This is a genomic window from uncultured Psychrosphaera sp., assembly GCF_947500655.1.
Classification (GTDB): Bacteria; Pseudomonadota; Gammaproteobacteria; order Enterobacterales; family Alteromonadaceae; genus Psychrosphaera.
This window is the reverse complement of record NZ_CANMSK010000004.1, coordinates 107954-130304: the sequence shown is the minus strand read 5'-3', so window position 1 is coordinate 130304 and position 22351 is coordinate 107954. Positions and strand designations below refer to the sequence as shown.

21 protein-coding genes are annotated in these 22351 nt (G+C 38.7%); 10 read left to right on the top strand and 11 right to left on the bottom strand.

What is annotated here, in order from left to right:
* Position 1 precedes the first annotated feature (1 nt).
* Together Q0940_RS05340 and Q0940_RS05335 are read left to right on the top strand one after the other, a co-directional pair.
* Entirely contained in the window at positions 2-970 is a 969-nt protein-coding gene (locus tag Q0940_RS05340) for a hypothetical protein (RefSeq protein WP_299265148.1), read from the top strand.
* A complete protein-coding gene (locus Q0940_RS05335) occupies positions 970-1548 on the top strand; it encodes a hypothetical protein (RefSeq protein ID WP_299265145.1) in 579 nt (192 codons plus the stop codon). Before Q0940_RS05340 ends, Q0940_RS05335 begins: the two co-directional genes overlap by 1 nt.
* 118 nt (positions 1549-1666) lie before the next feature.
* On the opposite strand, the gene Q0940_RS05330 is transcribed toward Q0940_RS05335, so the two are convergent.
* Positions 1667-2893 (bottom strand): site-specific integrase, encoded by a 1227-nt coding sequence (locus Q0940_RS05330; protein ID WP_299265143.1) that lies wholly within the window; start codon positions 2891-2893, stop codon positions 1667-1669.
* A 185-nt stretch (positions 2894-3078) separates the two neighbouring features.
* Positions 3079-3942 (bottom strand): YicC/YloC family endoribonuclease, encoded by an 864-nt coding sequence (locus Q0940_RS05325; RefSeq protein ID WP_299265140.1) that lies wholly within the window; start codon positions 3940-3942, stop codon positions 3079-3081.
* A 334-nt stretch (positions 3943-4276) separates the two neighbouring features.
* On the opposite strand from Q0940_RS05325, the gene Q0940_RS05320 reads away from it, so the two are divergent.
* The 6 genes from Q0940_RS05320 to Q0940_RS05295 all read left to right on the top strand — a co-directional run bounded on the left by Q0940_RS05320 (position 4277) and on the right by Q0940_RS05295 (position 9999).
* Positions 4277-6187, top strand: a complete 1911-nt coding sequence (locus Q0940_RS05320; protein ID WP_299265137.1) for a DEAD/DEAH box helicase — start codon at positions 4277-4279, stop codon at positions 6185-6187.
* Between the two features lie 245 nt (positions 6188-6432).
* Positions 6433-7146 (top strand): ribonuclease PH, encoded by a 714-nt coding sequence (gene rph / locus Q0940_RS05315; RefSeq protein ID WP_105051630.1) that lies wholly within the window; start codon positions 6433-6435, stop codon positions 7144-7146.
* A 144-nt stretch (positions 7147-7290) separates the two neighbouring features.
* Positions 7291-7932 (top strand): orotate phosphoribosyltransferase, encoded by a 642-nt coding sequence (gene pyrE, locus Q0940_RS05310; protein WP_299265132.1) that lies wholly within the window; start codon positions 7291-7293, stop codon positions 7930-7932.
* Between the two features lie 169 nt (positions 7933-8101).
* Complete coding sequence (gene pip / locus Q0940_RS05305; RefSeq protein WP_299265129.1) at positions 8102-9082, top strand: prolyl aminopeptidase; 981 nt, start codon at positions 8102-8104, stop codon at positions 9080-9082.
* A complete protein-coding gene (gene dtd, locus Q0940_RS05300; RefSeq protein WP_299265128.1) occupies positions 9082-9519 on the top strand; it encodes a D-aminoacyl-tRNA deacylase in 438 nt (145 codons plus the stop codon). Before pip ends, dtd begins: the two co-directional genes overlap by 1 nt.
* Before the next feature lie 93 nt (positions 9520-9612).
* A complete protein-coding gene (locus Q0940_RS05295; protein ID WP_299265125.1) occupies positions 9613-9999 on the top strand; it encodes a hypothetical protein in 387 nt (128 codons plus the stop codon).
* An 80-nt stretch (positions 10000-10079) separates the two neighbouring features.
* Here the strand turns inward: Q0940_RS05295 and Q0940_RS05290 are convergent, their stop codons facing one another.
* From Q0940_RS05290 to Q0940_RS05255, 8 genes are all read right to left on the bottom strand, one after another.
* The gene (locus Q0940_RS05290) at positions 10080-11339 is read right to left on the bottom strand and encodes a diguanylate cyclase (RefSeq protein WP_299265123.1); all 1260 of its coding nucleotides are present in this window, start codon (positions 11337-11339) and stop codon (positions 10080-10082) included.
* A gap of 83 nt (positions 11340-11422) precedes the next feature.
* Complete coding sequence (gene recG / locus Q0940_RS05285; RefSeq protein ID WP_299265121.1) at positions 11423-13516, bottom strand: ATP-dependent DNA helicase RecG; 2094 nt, start codon at positions 13514-13516, stop codon at positions 11423-11425.
* A 9-nt stretch (positions 13517-13525) separates the two neighbouring features.
* Entirely contained in the window at positions 13526-14308 is a 783-nt protein-coding gene (trmH, locus tag Q0940_RS05280; protein ID WP_299265119.1) for a tRNA (guanosine(18)-2'-O)-methyltransferase TrmH, read from the bottom strand.
* A 6-nt stretch (positions 14309-14314) separates the two neighbouring features.
* On the bottom strand, positions 14315-14704 hold the full coding sequence (locus Q0940_RS05275) for a RidA family protein (protein ID WP_299265117.1): 390 nt from the start codon (positions 14702-14704) through the stop codon (positions 14315-14317).
* A 14-nt stretch (positions 14705-14718) separates the two neighbouring features.
* The gene (gene spoT / locus Q0940_RS05270; protein WP_299265116.1) at positions 14719-16809 is read right to left on the bottom strand and encodes a bifunctional GTP diphosphokinase/guanosine-3',5'-bis pyrophosphate 3'-pyrophosphohydrolase; all 2091 of its coding nucleotides are present in this window, start codon (positions 16807-16809) and stop codon (positions 14719-14721) included.
* 110 nt (positions 16810-16919) lie between these two features.
* The gene (gene rpoZ, locus Q0940_RS05265; RefSeq protein ID WP_299265114.1) at positions 16920-17192 is read right to left on the bottom strand and encodes a DNA-directed RNA polymerase subunit omega; all 273 of its coding nucleotides are present in this window, start codon (positions 17190-17192) and stop codon (positions 16920-16922) included.
* Between the two features lie 111 nt (positions 17193-17303).
* Positions 17304-17918, bottom strand: coding sequence for a guanylate kinase (gene gmk, locus Q0940_RS05260; RefSeq protein WP_299265112.1), 615 nt, complete (start codon positions 17916-17918; stop codon positions 17304-17306).
* 82 nt (positions 17919-18000) lie between these two features.
* Entirely contained in the window at positions 18001-18342 is a 342-nt protein-coding gene (locus Q0940_RS05255) for a hypothetical protein (RefSeq protein WP_299265109.1), read from the bottom strand.
* A 132-nt stretch (positions 18343-18474) separates the two neighbouring features.
* Here Q0940_RS05255 and Q0940_RS05250 point away from each other — a divergent pair, with 132 nt between their 5' ends.
* Together Q0940_RS05250 and purD are read left to right on the top strand one after the other, a co-directional pair.
* The gene (locus Q0940_RS05250; RefSeq protein WP_299265106.1) at positions 18475-19983 is read left to right on the top strand and encodes a hypothetical protein; all 1509 of its coding nucleotides are present in this window, start codon (positions 18475-18477) and stop codon (positions 19981-19983) included.
* A gap of 129 nt (positions 19984-20112) precedes the next feature.
* The gene (gene purD, locus Q0940_RS05245; protein ID WP_299265102.1) at positions 20113-21399 is read left to right on the top strand and encodes a phosphoribosylamine--glycine ligase; all 1287 of its coding nucleotides are present in this window, start codon (positions 20113-20115) and stop codon (positions 21397-21399) included.
* A gap of 92 nt (positions 21400-21491) precedes the next feature.
* Here purD and Q0940_RS05240 read toward each other — a convergent pair whose 3' ends face one another.
* Positions 21492-22349, bottom strand: a complete 858-nt coding sequence (locus Q0940_RS05240; RefSeq protein WP_299265099.1) for a carboxylate/amino acid/amine transporter — start codon at positions 22347-22349, stop codon at positions 21492-21494.
* Positions 22350-22351: the final 2 nt, after the last annotated feature.

Below are 22351 nucleotides of genomic sequence, written 5' to 3'. Positions count from 1 at the left end.
TATGCAAGAACAACCTCTATTTATCGCTACTATTGAACCTGTATCAGCAGACACTCAACTGGTGACTCTTGTCAATTCTACTGATGAAACAGCGTTACCTCACACACATTTATATACCTTACAAGAAGGTAAAGCACCCTTATTACTAGTCACTGGAAATGCATTATTCACTGGCGTTGCTGTGTCTGTTGGACGATATGTATATTTTGCTGGGTACAATGGTCATGTCATCACTAACTGCCCAGATTTTCACTTTACTAACCCTAGTCAAGAAGATATATTTTTCTACGAACCAAATGAGAAAGTGGAATTCAGAATGGGGAGAGTTACCGATTCTGATATTGTGTTATCAATTGGTTTAAACAAGGGCAACCGCATCATTTTTTTTGCAAAAGACGGTAGTGTGTTGATTTATTCAAATGCAGGTTATGAGTGTAAAACACATATATCAGCTGACCCTGTTTGTTGTTGCCAAAACGATAAAGGGCATGTTTACGTAGGAACTGAAGAGGGACGAATATGGTTGCTAGATGGTAAAAAAACGAATGAACTTTCTATGCCAGAGACTGGATTACCCAGAGCGGTAATTAGTGGAATAACCGTAGCTCCGACAGGCGATATATATGTGGTCTCACGCAATGGTTTTATTGCAAAAAAAACAATTGATAATGACTTTCTCATCATAAAAGCCCCCATTAATCATTACAATGGCGTGGCGTTTATTGCTGGTATTATGTATGTATCAGCGCGAGAGGGATTGTTTTCAATAAAAGAATTGGACGGCGAGATTACATTGATTCCTCTTCGGAATACGTTTAATCCACTATCAATGCTTTCATACCGTAACGAGCTATTTCTCACTAGTGCTAATCCTAGAGCCACTCCGTACTTTGTGAAAGCAATACCAGGTAATAATATTGATAAATTGGAAGCGTGTTACACCGTGAATTTATCCTACGAGGCAAAATAATGGATCCACGTTCCTTTATACCGACACTTTATAATGTCAGAGCTTATAAACCAGACAAGCAGTTAATTATATTCGAGACGTTACGCCTAGAGCTTAATGAAAATGAAGTGAAAGGAGACCTTCGTTTGGCTTATCTACAAGCTTTTGGAAGAGGTTTTCCAGTGGATACAGCGCCTCAAGAAAGCGAAATTGCTTTCTATGCTACTTATGCATTGCGTGCGTTATTCTCATCGTCAAATTTTACTCCTGACGACAAAGCTATTGCAGAGAAACTCTATCGTTATATTTGTTACCAGCCTGTAGAAGATATTATTGATTTACATGTGCTTTGGGGAAAGTTATTCGGGCTTCCTGCATCAGTTCGAGAGCATATGTATGAAGCTGAAAAGGTGAAACTAGTTATTGATAGTCACCATCAGAAAGAACGTTTAGACTTTCTCAAAAGGATTGTTGATGGAGAGCCTATTGAGGGTAAATGTTTACAAGTTGTTGTATCAGAAGAAAAAACTAAATGGGATCTACTTCCTTGGTTGGATTGGCAATACAAAAATCTTAAAAGTTACATTTGCTTTGTTTAGTGAAAGCTGGGAAGCCCAACCATCGTTATCGAAGATTTGTATCTTCGTATCTCTAATGGAGGTTTAATCCTGAACAATTGGCTTTTATTAAAGGTAAAGTAAGATATCACTTTCAATGTTAACGGTTAGGAGCGTCATAAATAATTTGAGCCAAAGTAGAGGCTATTTTCAGTAACGCTTCTCTCCGCTCCTCAAAATAATCATGCCTATCGTAAATACCCTCAACACCTTTTAACTTATGATTAAGGCAACGTTCGGCTACATGGCCTGGTGTGCCTTGTTTAGCTAGTTGGGTACGGCAAGTTCTTCTTAAGTCATGCACAGTAAAATGAGGCATATCACCCATTAAGTTGGGTGGTTGCTTTTTTTTGCCGGCTTCATGTCCGAAGAGTTTTGTAATCGCTCTGTTAAGCGTGTCTGAGCCCATGAATGGGCTTTTACTTGCTCTTCTATTCGGGAATAGATACATAGAGCCACAGGCCAGTACATTAAGTTCTGCAAGCCATTCTATAACGGCTGATGGGAGTGGTATGTCTATTCCAACACCGGACTTACTTCTATTGCTAGGTAAGCTCCAAATCTTTTTATCTAAATCAAATTCGTCCCAGGTTGCTTCTGTTAATTCTGACTTTCTCACACCTAAAGTAACAAGTAGGGCACAAGCTAGGTAGTTGGGCCTTGAAAAGCTGTCGCTATGGGTTCTAGCTGTATTAAAGAACTGTTTAAGCTCTTCTTCACTCAATGCTCTATCTTTACTCTTTTCAACGCCACCAGCGTCCGTTACAGAAAATGCACTCGCAGGGTTTGCGCCTATCACATCAAGCTTAATGCCGTGATTAAACATTTGTTTGCAATACATAAGTACATCATTGGCTATTGCTGGTCGGCCTGAATCTGCAACTAATTTAAGAAGTTGTCTTATATCTCTAGCGTTAACAGAATCTACTTTAGCGTCACCTATGCTCGGTGCTATGTCTTTGCGGTATATTCGTTCAGGGATGCTGTGGTGTTTAAGGCGTTTGATATTACCTTGGTGCCAGTCTGCAAAAAGATCATCAACGGTTTGTATGCCAGCTTCTTTTGCACGTTGCTTTGCAATAAGAGGATCTATGCCTGATCTTAATTCTTTCATTTTGATTGCAGCGTCTAAACGCGCATCAGCAAGTGAGAGGTCTTTGTATTTTGCTAGCGTCATTTCTTTACGCTTTTTATTGGACGTATAACGTAACATCCAATATGCATCGCCAGACTTAGGGACAATGAAATATAAACCATCGCCATCTGAGTATTTCCCCGCTGGCCCTTTAGATTTAGCTGATATTTCTTTTGCTGTTAATTTTCCCATAACTCGCTACATCCTTTTAATAACGGGGGTTATGTAATACCCACCACCAACTATTGTCAGGATTGTAACATACTCACCACATTTAACTGGAAAGTGGTGGGTAAGTCTGGATTGATATGGATGCTGTATTTAGTAAACCCCTTTATATATAATGTCTAAAGGTTGGTTTTACATTCATTTGTATACTATTCAATATTCTGGATCTGCTCACGCATCTGCTCTATAAGCACCTTTAACTCAACCGCTGCATTGGTTACGTCTGCGTTGATTGATTTTGAGGCTAGGGTGTTTGATTCTCTGTTAAATTCTTGCATCATGAAGTCTAGTCTTCTGCCGCATGCGCCGCCTTTTTTCATGATTTTTTGGGTTTCTGTTACGTGGCTTTGTAGGCGGTCTAGTTCTTCGGCTACGTCGGTTTTTTGTGCCATGTAAATGAGTTCTTGTTCTAGGCGTTGTTCGTCAATTTCTACACCGGCTTCTTCAAGGCGTGAGCTTATGCGTTCTTTTTGCCATTTCATGATCTCTGGTAAGTGAGCAGAGACAATTTTTGATTGCTCTAATACACCTTCTAAACGTGTGTCGATCATGGTTTTAAGGTTTGCACCTTCGCTTGCTCTGGCGTCTTTAAAGTCTTTTATTAATGGGTCGAACGCGCTTAAAATTTCTTGTTGTACTGCGTTCATGTCGGTTTCTTCGGCTTGCATTACGCCGGGCCATTGTAGAATGTCTACTGGGTTTAGTTGGCTAGAGCCAGCTTCGCTAGTTACCCAGGCAGCGCTGTCGATTATTTGTTTTGCTAAGGTTTTATTAATCGTTAACTGAGTAACGGCTGACGGATTTGCTGTGTATTTTAAGAATACTTCTACTTTACCGCGCTGAATTTGTTTGCGTAGGCGTTCGCGTAATATGGCTTCTAATGATCGAAACTGCTCTGGTAGGCGGATATAGGTTTCTAAATAACGTTGATTTACTGAGCGGATTTCCCAAACAGCGGTTCCCCAATCACCTTTGGTTTCTATGCGGGCGTAAGCAGTCATACTTTGGATCATGATTGGGTCCTTTTTTATTTAGATGTTTTAATTTTATTTAGTTTATTTATTTAGTTTAGAAGTATAACTATAATATTGCGGCAGTATAACCGCGTGATGGCTGACTGGCTAATTTATGAGATATTAGGTAAGAATAACCTAGTTATTTACGTAATTACTTTAATATGTCGATTTAATAGTCAAAAGTCCTCGCTTTTTTTATTTAAAAAGCGTAGAATGCGCGCCCTTTTGATTCCCCCATAGACAGGCTAAGCTCGGATAGTTACGTAAGGTAACGCGCATGTGAGTGATAACGGATTTACGCGTGAAGTTGGGGTAGATGTGAGTAAAAATAATGACAGATAAAGTAATAGAACCCCAACCTGAAGCAGCCGAAGTTGCTCAACTTAAATTTGCCGACTTAGGATTAAGTCCTGAAGTATTAAACGCAGTTACAAGCGTAGGTTATGAAACACCGTCACCTATTCAAGCAGAATGTATTCCACATATTTTAAACGGCGATGACGTTTTAGGTATTGCACAAACGGGTACTGGTAAAACAGCTGCGTTTGCATTACCTGCTTTATGTAAGTTGGATGCAAAAATAAATTCTCCACAAATTTTGGTGTTAACACCAACTCGTGAATTAGCGATTCAGGTTGCTGAAGCATTCACAACTTACGCTGAGAAACTTAAAGGTTTCCACGTATTACCAATTTATGGTGGTCAAGACTTCCGTACACAATTACGTTCTTTAAAACGTGGTGTACATGTTGTTGTTGGTACGCCTGGTCGTGTTATGGATCACATGCGTCGTGAAACTTTAGACCTTTCTAACCTGAAAATGGTTATTTTGGATGAAGCTGATGAAATGTTACGTATGGGTTTCATCGACGATGTTGAATGGATCATGGAAAGTGTTGCTAAAAATACGCAAATCGCGTTGTTCTCTGCAACTATGCCGGCTCAAATTTTAAAAGTAACTAAAAACTACTTAAAAAATCCTAAAGAAGTACGCATTAAGCCTAAAACGGCTAGCCACTCAAACATCACTCAACAGTATTGGATTGTTAATAACAACCAAAAACTAGATGTATTGACGCGTATATTAGAGCTTATCCAATTTGACGGTATGATCATCTTTGTTAAAACTCGTCAAAGTACAAGTGAATTAGCTGATAAATTATCTGCTCGCGGATATGCAGCTGCTGCACTTAACGGTGATATGAACCAATCACACCGTGAACAGTGTATTGAATCTTTAAAATCTGGCCGTTTAGATATTGTTATTGCAACAGACGTTGCGGCTCGTGGTATCGACGTTGAACGTGTAAGCCACGTAATTAACTACGATTTACCATACGACGTTGAGTCTTATGTTCACCGTGTTGGTCGTACTGGCCGTGCTGGACGTAAAGGTAATGCAATCTTGTTTGCATCTCCACGTGAGCGCCGTTTATTAAAAACAATTGAACGTGAAACTAAGCAAACTATTTTACCTTACGAAGCACCTTCAAATGAAGAAGTAACGCAGTTACGTGTTGCTGGCTTTAAAGAAAAAATGACAGAAGCTTTAAGTTCACAAGACTTAGAATTCTTTAACAAATTAGTTGCTGATTTCGCTGCTGAACATGAAATGGATGTTTCTGAAGTTGCTGGTGCATTAGCATTTTTAGCTCAACAAGAAACTCCTCTGCAACTTACTGGCCGTAGTATGCCTGGTAATAATAATGCAGATGACCGTAGTGGAGATCGCGGCGGACGTGATAGAGATCGTGGTGACAGAGGCGGACGCGAAAGAGGCGGTCGTGATCGTGGTGAGCGTAGTGAACGTGGTCCTCGTACAGACCGTGATCCAGGTGTTAAAATGCAAGCTTACCGTATTGAAGTTGGCCGTGAACATGGTGCAACTCCAAGAGATATCGTTGGTGCAATTGCAAATGAAGCTAACTTAAGCTCTAAGTTTATTGGTAACATTAAACTTATGCCTAACTTCTCAGTTGTTGAATTACCAGCTGATATGCCTGCTGAAGTACAAAAACAGTTAAAACAAACACGTATTCGTAACCAACCGTTAGATCTGAAAGTTGATCCTCGTGGTGGTGAAGGCGTTGGCGCTCGTGAAGAACGTGGCGGTCGTCGTGATGGCGGTGCAGGTCGTCCTCGTCGTGAAGGCGGTGCAAGCCGTGGACGTGGTGGCGAAGGTCATCGTGGACAACGTGACGGTGGAGCTCGTGGTTCTAGCCGTAGTGGAAGCCGCGATTAATCGCTAAGCTTTATTAAAAACAAAAAGGTGCATTTATTTGCGCCTTTTTTGTAATCTGTTTTTGTCGATTTTGAGTATTGTTAATGTAAACCAGTGATTTACTAAAGGTTTATGTGTCATAACAACAAATTATCAATGCAGCCATTGTTTGAATTCCTTATAATGCTGCTAATTTCATCAGTCATGAATATCCAAACTGAGTCTTAAGTAACAGACTTGGTAAAGTTTACTAGATAGAGGTCTATATGCGTCCAAGTGGCAGAACCACATCTCAAATCCGTCCGGTTACGATTACTCGTAATTTTACAGCCCATGCAGAAGGGTCTGTATTAATTGAAATTGGTGAAACTAAAGTTCTTTGTAATGCCACTGTAGAAAGCGGTGTACCGCGTTTTATGAAAGGCAAGGGCAAAGGGTGGGTTAACGCTGAATATGGCATGTTACCGCGTTCAACGCACACTCGTAACAATCGTGAAGCCACTCGTGGTAAGCAAACTGGCCGTACTATGGAAATTCAACGTTTAATCGCTCGTTCTTTACGTGCAGCGGTTGATTTGAAAATACTGGGCGAGAATACTATCACTATCGATTGTGATGTTATTCAAGCTGATGGCGGAACTCGTACTGCCTCAATTACCGGTGCATGTGTTGCTTTGGTTGATGCAATTAATTACATGTTGAAAAAGAACATGATTAAAGCTAATCCGCTTAAATATTTAGTGGCAGCTATTTCTGTTGGTGTTTATAAAGGCACTCCAATTGCTGACTTGGAATATGTTGAAGATTCAGAAGCTGAAACTGACATGAACGTGGTTATGACCGAAGATGGCCGCTTAATTGAAGTTCAAGGCACAGCAGAAGAAGAACCATTTAGTTTTGACGAAATGCAAGAAATGTTAGGCTTAGCCAAAAGTGCCATTAATGAATTAGTGGACGAACAGAAAAAAGCGTTAGCTTAAGAGTAGCCGTAAGCTGGAAACTTTTAAAGCGGGAAGGCTTGAAGGCTATAAAGCTGGAAAGTTAAAAACGTAAAAGCTGGAAACCTTTAAAGCGGGAAGCCTTATAGCCATAAAGCCTTAAAGCTAGATATTTAGGAATTGAAAATGAAAGATTATCAAATTGAATTTATTGAATTCGCGTTAGAGAAACAAGTTTTAAAGTTTGGTGAGTTTACCCTGAAATCAGGCCGTACTAGTCCATACTTTTTTAATGCTGGTTTGTTTAATACTGGTCGTGACTTAGCGCGTTTAGGTCGTTTTTATGCGGCTGCACTTGTTGACTCAAAAATAGAATTTGACGTGTTATTTGGCCCTGCTTACAAAGGTATTCCAATTGCGACAACCACTGCAGTTGCGCTTGCGGATCATCACGATGTAGATACGCCATACTGCTTTAACCGTAAAGAGAAAAAAACGCACGGCGAAGGTGGTAGTTTGGTTGGTGCTGAGCTAAAAGGCAAAATTATGTTGGTTGACGACGTGATCACTGCGGGTACGGCAATTCGTGAATCAATGGAGATCATTGCAGAGCACGGTGCTGATTTATCTGGTGTGTTAATTGCGTTAGACCGCCAAGAAAAAGGCAAAGCTGAATTATCTGCGATTCAAGAAGTTGAACGTGACTTTAATACTAAAGTGATTTCAATTGTGACGTTAACTGACCTAGTTACATATTTAAAACAAAGCTCAGATTACGCTGAGTTTTTACCGAAAGTAGAAGCGTACCGCGAGACTTACGGCGTTTAAAATAGCATAGCTAGTTTTATAAAATAAAAAAGAGCCGCTCAGCTATTTGTCTACTAAGGCATCCAGCTCAGTGGCTTTTTTGTAAATGAAACTTTTTAACAATTAGTACTTCACAGTTTATGTTTGTCCCCCTACTATAACCAATCTTTCGTCTTTATTAGGATTGTTTATGCGCCCTTTATTTCCTGAAATTAAAACCAATCAAACTTATATGATTGAAGTGTCTGACGGCCACGTTATTTACGTTGAAGAAAGTGGCAATCCTGATGGTATTCCTGTGGTGTATTGCCATGGTGGGCCCGGTGGCGGCTCCGATCCTGTTTACCGACGTTTTTATAATCCAGAGCATTACCGCATTATCTTATTTGATCAACGCGGTTGTGGTTTGTCAACGCCACATTGTGCGTCAGATATTAATGCAATTTGGAACAATACTACTGCAGATTTAACCCAAGATATGGAAGCCATTCGTCAACATTTAAATATTAAGCGTTGGGTTGTAGCTGGAGGTAGCTGGGGAACCACAGTTGCGCTTTTGTACGCAATTGAGTTTCCAAGTGTAGTGTTGGGGTTGCTTCTACGTGGGGTGTTTTTAGGCCGACAACAAGACTTAGATTGGCTGTACGCTGAAAAAGTGGGTGCAAGCCAAATATTTCCAGAGTATCACGCTGATTTTATTCGTGGACAAAATACGGATTCTGTCGCAGATTTATTAGCCGGTTTTTATGAGCAATTAACCGGCGACAACGACTTAGTTCAAATGTCTGCGGCCAAGCAGTTTTCTAATTGGGAAAGCCGTATTTGCAAATTAAAATTACAAACTAATGCGGTGGTCGAAACAAATAAAGAATTAGTGGCGAGTGCATTATTAGCCACGCATTATTTCACTAATAATTGTTTTATTTACGAGCATGAGATCATTAGTGAAATTGCCAACATTAGTGAAATTCCAGGTTATATAATTCATGGGCGTTACGACATTGTTTGTAAGCCAGAAGGTGCGTATGAGTTAAGCCGAGCTTGGAAAAATAGTGTATTGGAAATAGTGCCAGCGGCGGGACATAGTTGTACAGAAGTTGGTATTGTTGATGGGCTTATAAAAGCCAGCGATGAAATGGCTCGTTATATTCAGCAGGAGAAATTAGTTTAATGATAGCTTTGATCCAAAGAGTAAAGTCGGCACAAGTGGATGTTGATGGTGAAACAATAGGGAAAATAAGTCAGGGACTTTTAGTCTTGCTCGGCGTGGCTAAAGACGATGACAAAGCTAAGGCTGACAAGTTAGTTCAGCGTATTAGTAATTATCGGATTTTCTCGGATGAAGATGGTCGTATGAATTTAAGCTTAAAGCAGATTGAAGGTGAGTTATTGGTTGTGTCGCAATTTACTTTAGTTGCTGATACTAAAAAAGGAACTCGTCCGGGATTTTCTCGTGGTGCGCCAGCGGCATTAGGTGAGCAGTTGTATGATTATTTTGTTGAACAATGTAAAGACACAGGCATTCCAACTCAAACTGGTCAGTTTGGTGCGGACATGCAAGTGAGTTTATTAAATGATGGTCCTGTTACCTTTAACCTTGAAGTCTAAGGTTAACAACGTAATCTAGCGGCAAAAGCAAAAGCAAAAGCAAAAGCAAAAGCAAAAGCAAAAGCAAAAGCAAAAATACAAAAAGGAAATGTAATGGGAATTTTAAAGTTAATTACGTATGCAGCGGGTGTTGCCGCGTTAGTTCTATCTGGTTATTTAGCTAAACTTTTAGATGACAGTAATTTTATGGAGCAAGTGACGGCTATCCCAAGTGAGAATATTACTTACTTTCATATTATTGCATTGGTGGTTATTGCGTGGTTATTGATCAGTCTGTTAATGACGATTATCTCACGTGCAATTATTATTGTTTTATTAATTATAGCTATAGGTGCTGAAGGTACGTTTGCAGGTATGAATTTCAACGGTATTATTGTTGAACAAACTAGCGTGCTTGAAGATGTGCAAAATGGGGCTGAAGATTTGCTGGATGATGCAGGTGATCTACTGGATGATCTTAAAGATGTAATAGACGATTAATTGGCTGATTTATAAAAAGGAAGCGTTAGCTTCCTTTTTTGTGTGAGCTTATTGAAAAGTAAACGAGTGGCGCATTAAAGCTAATCTGCAATAACCATATTTCGGCCACTGTCTTTAGCGTCATATAATAATTCATCGGCTTTGATCATAATCTCATCAAATGAGCTATCACAACCATGAGTAATACCAACACTTATTGTGCAAGTAATGGTTTTTTTAGTAGAACCAACACCAATATCCACCTGCATATTTTCTATATCTTCTCGAAAGTTATCAAGTAATATAATCGCTTGGTTTCGACTCGTATCATCTAAAAATATACAAAACTCTTCACCACCCACTCTAGCTGCTATGTAATTTTTGGAAAAATGACGCAGCATTAATTTGGCAATAGATTTTAATACAATATCTCCAGCATCATGACCATAGGTGTCGTTGACTGACTTAAAGTAATCTATGTCTATCATAGCTAAGGTGGAGCTTATGCCATCAATATATCGTTTTTTTATGATTGGATTTACATACTCAAAGAAGTAACGGCGATTAAATAATCCGGTTAAATAATCCGTATTTGCTTGTCTTTTAATGATGGCAACACTTTCAATATATTCGATATTTTGTAACACTCGACAATAAAATTCTTCAATACAAAATGGCGTGGTTAAAAAGTCATTAGCGCCATTTTTGATAAACTTAGCTGTAAGCGATTGGTTGTTGTCCTCAGACAGGCCAATAATACTTATCTCGTCTTTAGAATACTTATCTCTAATTCTATTACACAGCTCTAACCCATCCATATTAGTCATTTCTTTTTCTGTAATGACCAATTTTATCTGTGGATGCTTTTCTAATTCTTGAAGTGCTACGGCACCACAACGAGCTTGAATTACATGATAATTATGACGTTCTAATAAGTCTTTTAGATGATTTCTAGTCTCTTGGGATTCACCCACAACTAATATTTTTGTTAAATGATTTACCCGTAGCTTTTCAAGCAAATGTTGTAAGTAAGGATAAGCTTGTTTATTTTCTTTAGTGATGTAGTCAATAACGGGTAGCTGTAAAATATTATTGCGGGTTTCGTCATCGATCATACCTGTCATAACAATGCCAGGTACATTTCTAGCTAATAGGTAGGCGATTGCTTCGCCATTTGGCGCATCAGGTAGGCTGTAATCAATAATTGAACAGAAAAACTCAGGAAACCTAGGTTCTAATAATTTTACTTGTTCTAATGTTTCAGCCGTAATTGGATTAAACCCAGCTTTAGTGACCAAGTTTTTGTGAAGGGCAAGGATAGGTTTACTATCTTCTACAATTAGAACGTTAAGTTTTTTCATATGGCATTTTTATATTTAGCGTAGCTAGATTTAAGCACTATATGCTTAGTTCAGCAACTTTTTCTAATTTACTTGCTTGTTTATTATGCATTTGTGTAAATTTGTTTCTCGCCAAGCCAACGCTGAGTTATTTTTGTAATTAGTTCTGGTTGATGATTAAGGATGTTCGTAGCTAATTTCATAGCTATTGGAATTAAGTTCCCATCTCGGTTTAAATCGGCAACTTTAAAGTCGGCCATTCCGGTTTGTTTGGTTCCAATGATTTCGCCAGCGCCGCGTATTTCTAAATCTTTTTGCGCAATAACAAAACCATCGCTGGAGTCTCTGAGGACTGCCAATCTTTTTTGAGCTGTGTCTGACAGTGGAGCATGATATAACAGTACACAGTGGGATTTAGACGCCCCTCGACCTACTCGACCACGGAGCTGATGTAACTGAGCCAAGCCTAAGCGCTCAGGGTTTTCTATGATCATTAAAGTAGAGTTGGGTACATCGACTCCAACTTCAATTACAGTGGTTGCCACTAACAAGTTAATTTCACCAGATTTAAACTGTTCCATAACAAGCTGCTTTTCATCACTTTTCATCCGACCATGGACTAAGCCAATTTTAAGCTCAGGTAATAGTCTTTGTAATTCAACCGCTGAGTCTTCCGCTGCCTGGCATTGTAGTACTTCTGACTCTTCAACTAGAGTACACACCCAATAAGCTTGTTGACCTGTTTTAATGCAAACGTCTTTAACGCGTTCTATCACAGATTCACGACGAGTATCTGGAATGGCAACTGTGGTTATTGGCGTTCTTCCCGGTGGCAGCTCATCAATAATTGAGCAGTCCAAGTCGGCATACGCTGTCATAGCTAAGGTTCTAGGAATTGGTGTTGCAGTCATCACTAGTTGATGTGGATATAAACTCCCCTCAACAGAATGAATAGCACCTTTGTTGCGCAGCTCTAATCGTTGGTGTACACCAAACCTGTGCTGTTCATCTATGATGTTTAAAGCCAAATTATGGAACTGGACGCTTTCTTGGAATAAGGCGTGTGTGCCTATTACCATTTTGGCAGAGCCTGAACTGATTTTTTCAAGTGCGATGCGTCTTTCTGCTGCTTTAGTTTTACCTGCCAACCAAACAACTTCAATGCCAAGAGGTTCAAGCCATTGTTTAAAACTGTTGGCGTGTTGCTCGGCTAGTATTTCTGTTGGAGCCATCATAGCAACTTGATTTCCTGCTCCAATAACGGCTAATGCCGCCATTACAGCGACTAACGTTTTTCCCGAGCCAACGTCACCTTGCACTAATCTGAGCATAGGTCTTGGCTGTTTAATATCATTATAGATATCAGCAATCACACGTTGTTGAGCATTCGTAGGTGTAAAAGGCAGTTGCTGCAAAAATTGATTGTTTAACTCGATATTTGGCTCAAATGAGAGGGCACTTACTTCCTGGAATACATGTTTCTTTTCTAACATGCTAACTTGATGCGCAACCAATTCTTCTAGCGCTAATCTTTGTTGTGCCGGATGAATACCTAGTTCCAATAAATGATAAGGTGTGTCTACCGGTGGACGATGACAAATACTGAGCGCTTGTTTAATTGTGTAGTTATTAGGAAGTGATTGCTGGGGTAATATCTCGTCTACGTTATATTTTTCCAAACGGCTTAACGCTTGTTCGGTAATACTTCGTAGTGTGGCTTGTTTGATGCCTTCTGTCGTTGGGTAAACCGGTGTTAAAGTTTCTTCTACAGAAATTGGTTGTTCTGGGTCTACTATTTTATATTCTGGATGGATCATTTCTGGGCCGTTACGACCGCCTCTGATTTCACCAAAACAACGAACCCAAACACCACTTTCTAATTGGTTTTTTTGCGCCGCACTAAAATTAAAAAACCGTAATGTCATTAATCCTGTGGTGTCGGTAATTCGCACTAACATGGAACGACGTTTACCAAATTGGATTTGACTGGATTGCACTTGGCCTACAACGGTGACGTGAGTACCGACGACCGAATCACTTATTGGGTATATTCGGCTGCGATCTTCATACCTTAACGGTAAGTGGAATAGGGCATCTTCAACATTGTGGATATCAATCTTTGCTAACTTTTCGGCAACTTTAGCGCCAATACCTTTTAAGGTAGTGATAGGAACGGAAGCTAGCGATGACAGTGCCATGTGATTATCTTAACTAGTTATATCGGCAACTGAATTAGGTTCTAATTCAAATTGTTGATTGATATGAGTAAAGTCTACACGTCTTGATTTTGAGTCGGCGGGTAGCTTGTTGTATTTTTCTTTAATTTCTTGATACCAACTTTTATCTGCGACTATTTGACCAAATTCATCCAATGGTGGATAAGGGCTTTTGGTTCTTACACATAATTCCGCATAAATCGGATGACCGCCTTCAAATAACATTTGATGGCGTATTTCGTCACTCACTCTTGGTGTGTCATATAATCCGGCTACTAAACGTTGGCGCTGTGCTTCATACATTATTAATGCACTTGCTACACTGACATTAAGTGACTCAACCATGCCATACATAGGAACAACAATATGATGATCGGCAAGCTCCAATGCTTCATCGGAAATACCATCTCGTTCCTGTCCCACAATTAATGCTGTTGGTTTTGTGTAATCAATTTCACGAAAATCCACAGCTCGGTCAGATAAGTTTGTAGCCAAAACCTGCATACCTTGCTGTTTAAATTCAGCAATAGCTGCTTTTGTGTCCGGTTGTTCAACAACCTTTACCCAATTTTGACTACCGGAAGCTCGTCCGTTAGAGAGCCAGCGACTTTGAGTAGAATAAATAGCGTGGATATTATGGATGCCAATAGCATCAGCCGTACGAATAATGGCTGATAAATTATGCGTTTTATGAACCTGCTCCATACATACCGTTAGATCCGGTTGACGTTTGTCGAGCAGGTCAGTGATGCGTTGAAAGCGTTTTGGAGTCATTTTTTATTAAACGTCTGATAATTCTAATATACCGTCAATTTCAATTTGCACGCCTTTTGGCAATGCTGAAACCTGAACGGCAGCTCTTGCTGGATATGGTTCTGCAACGTATTTCGCCATGATCTCATTAACTGTAGCAAAGTTGCTTAAATCTGTTAAAAATATATTTAGTTTAACTGCATTGGCTAATGAACCATTTGCAGCTTCACATACCGCAGCTAGGTTTTTAAATACTTGCTCAGCTTGTTCTGCAAAATCCTCTGATATAATTTCCATAGTCTCTGGAATTAAAGGAATTTGGCCTGACAAATAAACTGTTGTGCCAGTTTTTATTGCTTGGTTATAAGTACCAATTGCTGCTGGAGCATTTTCTGTTGAAATTACAATTCTTGTCATTATTATATTCCTACTTATTTTCTACTAATACGTTGAACATCTGGTAACGTTCTCAATTTTTTGATAACGCGTGCTAAATGTATACGGTCTTTTACTGATATATCAGCGTAGATAACGTATAAATTAGATTCTTTTTCTTCTGTATTTAAATGTTCAACATTGGAGTTGGTTTTTGCAATTAAGTTTGTCACTTTAGCTAATGCGCCTTGGTGATTAATTAATTCAATTTTTAGTGATGCGATGTATTCACGATCTGCCGTTTCATCCCATTTTACTTTAAAATATTTAGCTGTGTCTTTTTCCCAGTTTCGGCAATTAGGGCAATCTTCTCTATGAATTTTTAACCCTTTACCTTGGGAGATATGGGCTACAATCTCGTCACCTAATATTGGATAACAACATTGACTGTAAGTCACTAACATACCTTCAGCACCAACTATAGGTGTGAGATCTTGCTTGTCGTTTTCTAAACCACTGTTTAATAATTTATTACGAACCGCTATGCCCATTAAATTACCCAGACCAATTTCATGATACAAATCGTCTAAGGTTTTAGTGTTTAGTTCGGTCATTACTTTATCTAAGGCCTCTAGCGGGATGTCGTTTATGCTAGTTTCACCTAATGCAGAACTTAATAATCGCTGACCCAAGGAAACGGCTTCATTGGTACGTTGCTGTTTAAGGTAGTTTCTAATACCCAACCGCGCTTTGGCTGTGACAACAAAGTTTAACCAGTTGGCATTTGGTTTTACATTTGGTGAGGTAATTATCTCTACCGTTTGACCTGAGTCTAACGCTTTACTTAATGGATGCGGTTTTCTATCTACTTTAGCGCCTACACACGTATTACCAACGTCAGTGTGTACGGTATAAGCAAAATCGACAGGTGTTGCGCCCATAGGTAATTCATGGATTTTACCGTCTGGAGTAAATACATAAATTTCTTCAGGGAACATATCGGTTTTTACGTTTTCGATAAATTCAAAAGAAGAACCTGCGCTTTGTTGCAGTTCTAACAATGACTGCATCCATTGGCGTGCTCTTTGTCTGGCTGAATTACCCGCTTTGGTATCTGCACCTTTGTAAGCCCAATGTGCAGCAATACCACGGTCAGCTAGCTGATCCATATCATTGGTTCTTATTTGGATTTCAATTGGAATTCCGTGAGGGCCAATTAAAGAGGTATGTAACGATTGATAACCATTAGTTTTAGGTATGGCAATATAATCTTTAAAACGAGTCTCAATAGGTTTATACAAACTATGCATAACACCAATCATGCGATAACAAGTGTCGATATCGTCAACAATGACTCTAAATGCATAAATGTCCATAACCTCGTTGAACATCAATTCTTTATTAAGCATTTTTTGATAGATACTAAATAAATGTTTTTCTCTACCTTCAACGCTACCAGGAATACCAACTTCGATTAGCCGAGTTTCTATTTCCGACTGAATATTTTGAATTATTTCTTTACGATTACCACGAGCTTGTTTAACCGCATTACCTAAGGCACGTGAACGCATTGGATAAAGTGCTTCAAAACCTAAATTTTCTAATTCGTTTTTAAACTCATGCATACCAAGGCGATTGGCTATTGGTGCATATATTTCTAATGTTTCTCTGGCAATGCGACGTTTTTTATCAGGACGAAGTGCACCCAATGTGCGCATATTGTGAGTGCGGTCTGCAAGCTTAATTAAAATGACTCGTATGTCTTGAGTCATTGCCATAACCATTTTTTGAAAGTTCTCTGCCTTAAATTCTTTTTTATCTTTAAATTTAAGTTTATCTAATTTGGATACACCTTCTACTAAGTCGGCAATTGTTTCGCCAAACTCATCGGCTAAATCTTGTTTAGTAACTGGGGTATCTTCAATCACATCATGCATTAATGCAGCGGCTAAAGTTTCATGATCTAAACGCATGTTTGCCAGTAACACAGTTACCGCAACAGGATGCGTTATGTAGGGATCTCCACTTGAGCGCATTTGACCATCGTGAGCATCACGAGCAACTATATAGGCACGTTGGATTATGGCCACTTGCTCTTCTGGCAAGTAACTACAAATTTGCTGCTTTAAACCTTCAAATAAATACACAAAAACTCGAATTAGAATGAGAAGAAAATAGGGATTGAATAGACTATACGATTTTTAAAAAAAGAAAGCCAACGCAGAGCTGCGTTGGCTAGTATATTTTTCTTACTGAATTATTCGTTTGTTACGATTGCAGCAACGGCTGCCATTTCTTCAGCTTCACGAACTGTCTCAGCTTCGTTATCTTGTACGTCCATTACGTCAGTAGTAATTAAACCAGCTTCAATTTCACGTAATGCTGTTACAGTTGGCTTATCTAAACCAGCATCAACTAAAGGCTCTTTGCCTTGAGTAGCTAATTGGCGCGCACGACGAGCCGCAACTAAAATTAAATCGAAACGATTTCCTACTTTACTAACAGCGTCTTCTACAGTTACGCGAGCCATTTACTATCTCCAGTTACATAAACCACGTTAGTGGTGAAATCTTGTTATTTATTTGAAACAACAAAATTGAATAAATTAAAATTTAAGGGGCGTAATATTACACTAAGCGAATCAATTCGCCAACAGTTCGTTTATTAAGTCGGCAAATTTACTTTTTTGATTTTTTGTTTTTAAACGATGCGACAGTACAACCCGCTCTAAATCACTTAATGTTTTCTCAAAATCGTCATTGATCATAACAAAGTCATACTCTTCATGATGTGACATTTCACTTTGCGCTTGCGCCATTCTGCCAGCGATAACTTCTTTAGAATCTTGCCCGCGTTTATGCAGTCGGCTTTCTAGTTCTTGTTTTGACGGCGGTAAAATAAATAACGTAATGATATGTGGCACTAGCTCGCGCATTTGCTCCGCACCTTGCCAGTCAATGTCTAAAAATACATCTATACCTTGGTCTAACTGATTATTAATAGCAGACTTAGAGGTACCGTAATAATTGCCAAAAACTTCAGCCCATTCATAGAACTCATCTTCTTTGATCAGTCTTTTAAACGTGTCAACGTCAATAAAGTGATAATGTTCACCGTCAACTTCACCGGGTCTTGGTGCACGAGTTGTATGGGAAACGGATACTTTCATATCATCATGTTTAGCTAACAGTGCACTGATCAGACTTGACTTTCCTGCGCCACTTGGCGAGGAAACAACAAATAAATTACCTTTCATAACTCACTACTATATAAGTTTATGGTTCAAAAATAGTCGGACAGTTTAACATAAAATATCTGTGATAAGCCTGTGCTATTTATTATTGTTCTTGTAATTCTTCAAGTTTCTCTTGCAACATCTGTTTCATTTCTTCAATTTTAGCTTGAGCGTCTTCTGCGGTTAAGTTTTTATCTTCAAGTAAAGACTCAAGATCTTGCTGATCTAACATATCCTGCAGTTGCTCTAAATTTACTTTATCTAATAACTCAGACATATCACCGTTAAATAAATCTTGGCTTAAATCTTCCATGTCAAAATCATTATCACTGAACAGCTCAGTTACAGGTTCAAAATAAGGTGCGGCCATGCGATTTAAATCAACTTTAAATACATATTGCAGTAGGGCATAAGCAAGGATCAGTGAAAGTAAGATTTTTAACATATTTTTGCTCTCTGTGGTTTTAGATCAATTTAAGAAACTTTTTAAGGTTAACCATTATATAAATGTCTAATCTAGTATATAAAGGCAGTAGAGTCGAAGCACTTTTAATAAAATATTTTGTGGCGAGTGATAATGAAAATTAAATTATTAACAATTAGCATTTTGAGTTTAACCTTTACATTTTTAGCTATAGCGCAGTCATTTGCCAAAAATATAGATAATACTGAATTTGAGCAGTGGAAGAAAAAACATAATAAAGAAGTCTCAAATTTTGTTGAAAAATACGATAAAGATTTCGCCTCTTTTTTAAAAACACGTTGGGTAGAAACGGACGTAATAGCGGGTGAAAAAAGAGATAACCAGCCAAAACCGCAACAAACTCCAGAAAAACAACCCAAACCTATAATTGATAACACTCCTGTTGAAATAGTCTTACCGGATATTGAACTTCCGGATGTTGAGCCTGAAATACCAGAAGTCCTTTTACCTAAAGATAAGGTGCCGGGTACTAAAGTCAAACCGCCTTTTTATTATGTTGCTGAAGATAGCGGTAAAAGCATCGAAGTATCTTTATTAGGTCAAACTTTATTTATGCCAAAAGTGACCTTACCTAAGTTGAGCATAAATAAACTGAGTAGCTCGGGTATTGCGGAGTTATGGCTAGCAATGGCAGGTTCAGATTACAAACCTGCAGTAACCGCTATTGAACAAGCAAGCCATGACTTAAAACTAGACGATTGGGGTAATGCGTTATTAACTCACAAATATTTAATATCTTTGGCTGGGTTAACTCAAAACGAACGCCAGTTACTCATGTGGTTTTATTTAGTAAAACAAGGTTTTGATGCGCGAGTGGCATTTGATAAAAATGAAATATATTTATTACTCAATACTGCACAAACTTTGTTTGCACAAAAGTTTTTTACCTTTGATGAGCAAAAGTATTACTTTGTTGATTTTGCTAAAACACGTCCAATAAATATAGGCAGTGTTTACACTTATGAACAACAATATTCGTCGGCCAAAAAAGCGGTGAAAATTGATATGAGAGTTGCGCCTTTACAAGGTAAAAGCGATAAAACTCGTGTGTTAACGACTAAGGTAGGTAAACAATCAGTGTCGGTGACTGCACCTTATAATTCTAGTTATATTGATTTTTTAAACTTTTATCCGCAAGTTTCAATGCAATACTATTTCCAAGCCGAGTTACCAGAGCAAACAAAGGTGAGTTTGTTAAGTCAGCTTAAACAAGACATTGCTGGTTTATCGGAGCTGGAAGCGGCTAACTTCTTATTACATTTTGTGCAAACGAGTTTGCAATATCAGACAGACCAACAGCAATTTAATTACGAAAACTACTTATTTGCTGGGGAAACTTTGCATTATCCTTATGCTGATTGCGAAGACAGATCGGTTCTTTACGCCTATTTGGTAACTCATTTAATGGGTAATAAAGTGGTTGGCCTTCAGTATGATGGTCATGTAGCCACTGCAGTTGCATTAAAATCAAAATCAACCGGTAGCTCATTTTTGATCAATGACGTTAGATATACCATTGCCGACCCAACATTTATAAACGCTAATGTGGGAGAAGTAATGACGGGTTTTGAAGGTGTTGAGCCAGAGCTTGTAATTTATTAATCAGAAAAATCTATAGCGAATATTAACCATTGTTATTTAGTCATTGCTGTTTAAATGTTGGTGTTTGCTGTGGTAATATCGCCGCCAAATTTATCCCATCCTTTATTTAATTAATACGTGAGATCAAACATGAAAGTACTTGTTATTGGTGGCGGCGGTCGTGAACATGCATTGGCATGGAAAGCAGCGCAAAGCGCTAATGTTGAAACTGTTTTTGTAGCTCCTGGAAATGCAGGCACAGCCCATGAAGCAAAATTACAAAATGTAGATATTGCGGCAGAAGATATTGATGGTTTAGCAAAATTTGCTCAAGCGAATGACATAGGTTTAACCATTGTTGGCCCAGAAATGCCTTTGGTTGAAGGGGTGGTTGATACATTTGAATCTCTTGGTTTAACTATTTTTGGCCCAAGCAAAGGGGCTGCACAACTTGAAGGTTCAAAGTCATTTACTAAAGACTTTTTAGCTCGTCATAAAATTCCAACAGGTTCTTACCAAACATTTACTGAAATTGATAAAGCGATTGCTTATGTTGAAAGAATGGGCGCGCCAATTGTAGTAAAGGCTGATGGTTTAGCTGCTGGCAAAGGCGTTATTGTTGCAATGACAAATCAAGAAGCGATTGACGCTATTGAAGATATGTTAGCGGGCAATGCTTTTGGTGAAGCTGGATCTCGTGTGGTTATTGAAGAGTTTTTAACTGGTGAAGAAGCTAGTTTCATTGTAATGGTTGATGGTAAAAATGTATTAGCCATGGCAACAAGCCAAGATCATAAACGTGCTTACAATAATGATGAAGGTCCAAATACTGGCGGCATGGGCGCGTATTCTCCAGCTGCGGTAGTTACTCCAGAAATTCATCAACGTATTATGGATGAAGTTATTTACCCAACGGTAAATGGCATGGCCGCTGAAGGAAATTCTTATAAAGGGTTTTTATACGCAGGTTTGATGATAGATACCGATGGCACGCCTAAAGTTATTGAATATAACTGTCGCTTTGGCGACCCTGAAACACAGCCTATTATGTTGCGTTTACAGTCTGATATTGTGCAGTTATGTTTAGAAGCTTGTGCTGGAAAACTAGATACTTCTACTATTAGTTTTGACTCAAGACCTGCGGTTGGTGTTGTATTAGCCGCTGGTGGATATCCGGCAAGTTACAATAAAGGCGATATCATCACAGGTATTCCTGCGGCGACTGAATCGTCTAAAACTTTCCATGCTGGCACTAAGTTAGTAGATGGAAATGTTGTTACAGCTGGTGGACGTGTTTTATGCGCAACAGCGATGGGCGATACTGTAACAGAAGCACAGAAAACCGCTTATGAAGCTGTTAATCAAATAAAATGGACGGGTGTTGAGTTCCGTACTGATATTGCTTACCGTGCAATTGAACGTGAACAAAAAAGTTAAGAGTAGACTTTCAACGTTAGTCTCACGAGACTTAAATAAAAAAGGATGAACTGAGTTCATCCTTTTTTTATTTCTGTCGGTTTGATCCTCAGTTAAGTGTTACTGCTATACCTAAACCTATTATTGAACAGTAATGCTAAAAGAATGATCCCACCACCTAACATTAAACGCAGTAAATCTGCATCTTTATTCCAAATAAGTACATTCACCAGAATACCGGTTGGAACTAACAAATTGTTCATGACCGCTAATGAACCAACATCCACTAACGTAGCCCCTTTATTCCAAATAAAATAACCAATACCAGAGGCAATAAAGCCAAGATAAATTAAAACTGACCATTGAGTTGTTGTCGTTGGGAGTTTTTCAGGATCGCCAAATAAAGCATAAGTTAATGTTGCCACAATGGCGGCTCCGACAAAAAACCAGCCGAATATTTCATGTTGCTTTACGTCGACCATTTTATGTATTAATCGTTTGTAAGTTACTTGTCCAATAGCAAAACATAAGTTTGCGCCTTGGACTAACAGTAAGCCGATTATAAAATCTGATGTTATATTTTCAAAGCGAATAGCAAGTGCGCCGGCAACGGCTATTAACGCGGAGATTAAAAATTTACCGTTGAAACTACGGTCGAGTAAGTCATTTAATAAGGTGATATAAACAGGTGTTAAAATGGTAAACAATAAGACTTCAGGTACAGTTAAATAAAGAAACGAGTGGTAATAAAACACATACATTAATCCTAGCTGCACAGCGCCAATGGCCATTAACTTTAGACGTAGAGGATTGCTTATATTGTTAAATCGCATAAACGGCAAAAATACTAGAGTGGCCAATATGATACGAATAAAAACGGAAAACCAAGGGTCCACTTGCCCGGCTAAATAAACTCCAATTAAACTAAATGAAAATGCCCATAATACAGTAATAGCTAGTAAATAAGGCATAG

Bases quoted from the DNA above. Each gene is read 5' to 3' on its own strand.
- Q0940_RS05275 (WP_299265117.1), bottom strand. From the start codon at position 14,704: ATGACAAGAATTGTAATTTCAACAGAAAATGCTCCAGCAGCAATTGGT.
- rph (WP_105051630.1), top strand. From the start codon at position 6,433: ATGCGTCCAAGTGGCAGAACCACATCTCAAATCCGTCCGGTTACGATT.
- Q0940_RS05240 (WP_299265099.1), bottom strand. From the start codon at position 22,349: ATGCCTTATTTACTAGCTATTACTGTATTATGGGCATTTTCATTTAGT.
- Q0940_RS05290 (WP_299265123.1), bottom strand. From the start codon at position 11,339: ATGAAAAAACTTAACGTTCTAATTGTAGAAGATAGTAAACCTATCCTT.
- Q0940_RS05325 (WP_299265140.1), bottom strand. From the start codon at position 3,942: ATGATCCAAAGTATGACTGCTTACGCCCGCATAGAAACCAAAGGTGAT.
- trmH (WP_299265119.1), bottom strand. From the start codon at position 14,308: ATGACTCCAAAACGCTTTCAACGCATCACTGACCTGCTCGACAAACGT.
- rpoZ (WP_299265114.1), bottom strand. From the start codon at position 17,192: ATGGCTCGCGTAACTGTAGAAGACGCTGTTAGTAAAGTAGGAAATCGT.
- recG (WP_299265121.1), bottom strand. From the start codon at position 13,516: ATGGCACTGTCATCGCTAGCTTCCGTTCCTATCACTACCTTAAAAGGT.
- Q0940_RS05335 (WP_299265145.1), top strand. From the start codon at position 970: ATGGATCCACGTTCCTTTATACCGACACTTTATAATGTCAGAGCTTAT.
- Q0940_RS05250 (WP_299265106.1), top strand. From the start codon at position 18,475: ATGAAAATTAAATTATTAACAATTAGCATTTTGAGTTTAACCTTTACA.
- pyrE (WP_299265132.1), top strand. From the start codon at position 7,291: ATGAAAGATTATCAAATTGAATTTATTGAATTCGCGTTAGAGAAACAA.
- Q0940_RS05340 (WP_299265148.1), top strand. From the start codon at position 2: ATGCAAGAACAACCTCTATTTATCGCTACTATTGAACCTGTATCAGCA.
- dtd (WP_299265128.1), top strand. From the start codon at position 9,082: ATGATAGCTTTGATCCAAAGAGTAAAGTCGGCACAAGTGGATGTTGAT.
- gmk (WP_299265112.1), bottom strand. From the start codon at position 17,918: ATGAAAGGTAATTTATTTGTTGTTTCCTCGCCAAGTGGCGCAGGAAAG.
- Q0940_RS05320 (WP_299265137.1), top strand. From the start codon at position 4,277: ATGACAGATAAAGTAATAGAACCCCAACCTGAAGCAGCCGAAGTTGCT.
- Q0940_RS05295 (WP_299265125.1), top strand. From the start codon at position 9,613: ATGGGAATTTTAAAGTTAATTACGTATGCAGCGGGTGTTGCCGCGTTA.
- pip (WP_299265129.1), top strand. From the start codon at position 8,102: ATGCGCCCTTTATTTCCTGAAATTAAAACCAATCAAACTTATATGATT.
- Q0940_RS05255 (WP_299265109.1), bottom strand. From the start codon at position 18,342: ATGTTAAAAATCTTACTTTCACTGATCCTTGCTTATGCCCTACTGCAA.
- Q0940_RS05330 (WP_299265143.1), bottom strand. From the start codon at position 2,893: ATGGGAAAATTAACAGCAAAAGAAATATCAGCTAAATCTAAAGGGCCA.
- purD (WP_299265102.1), top strand. From the start codon at position 20,113: ATGAAAGTACTTGTTATTGGTGGCGGCGGTCGTGAACATGCATTGGCA.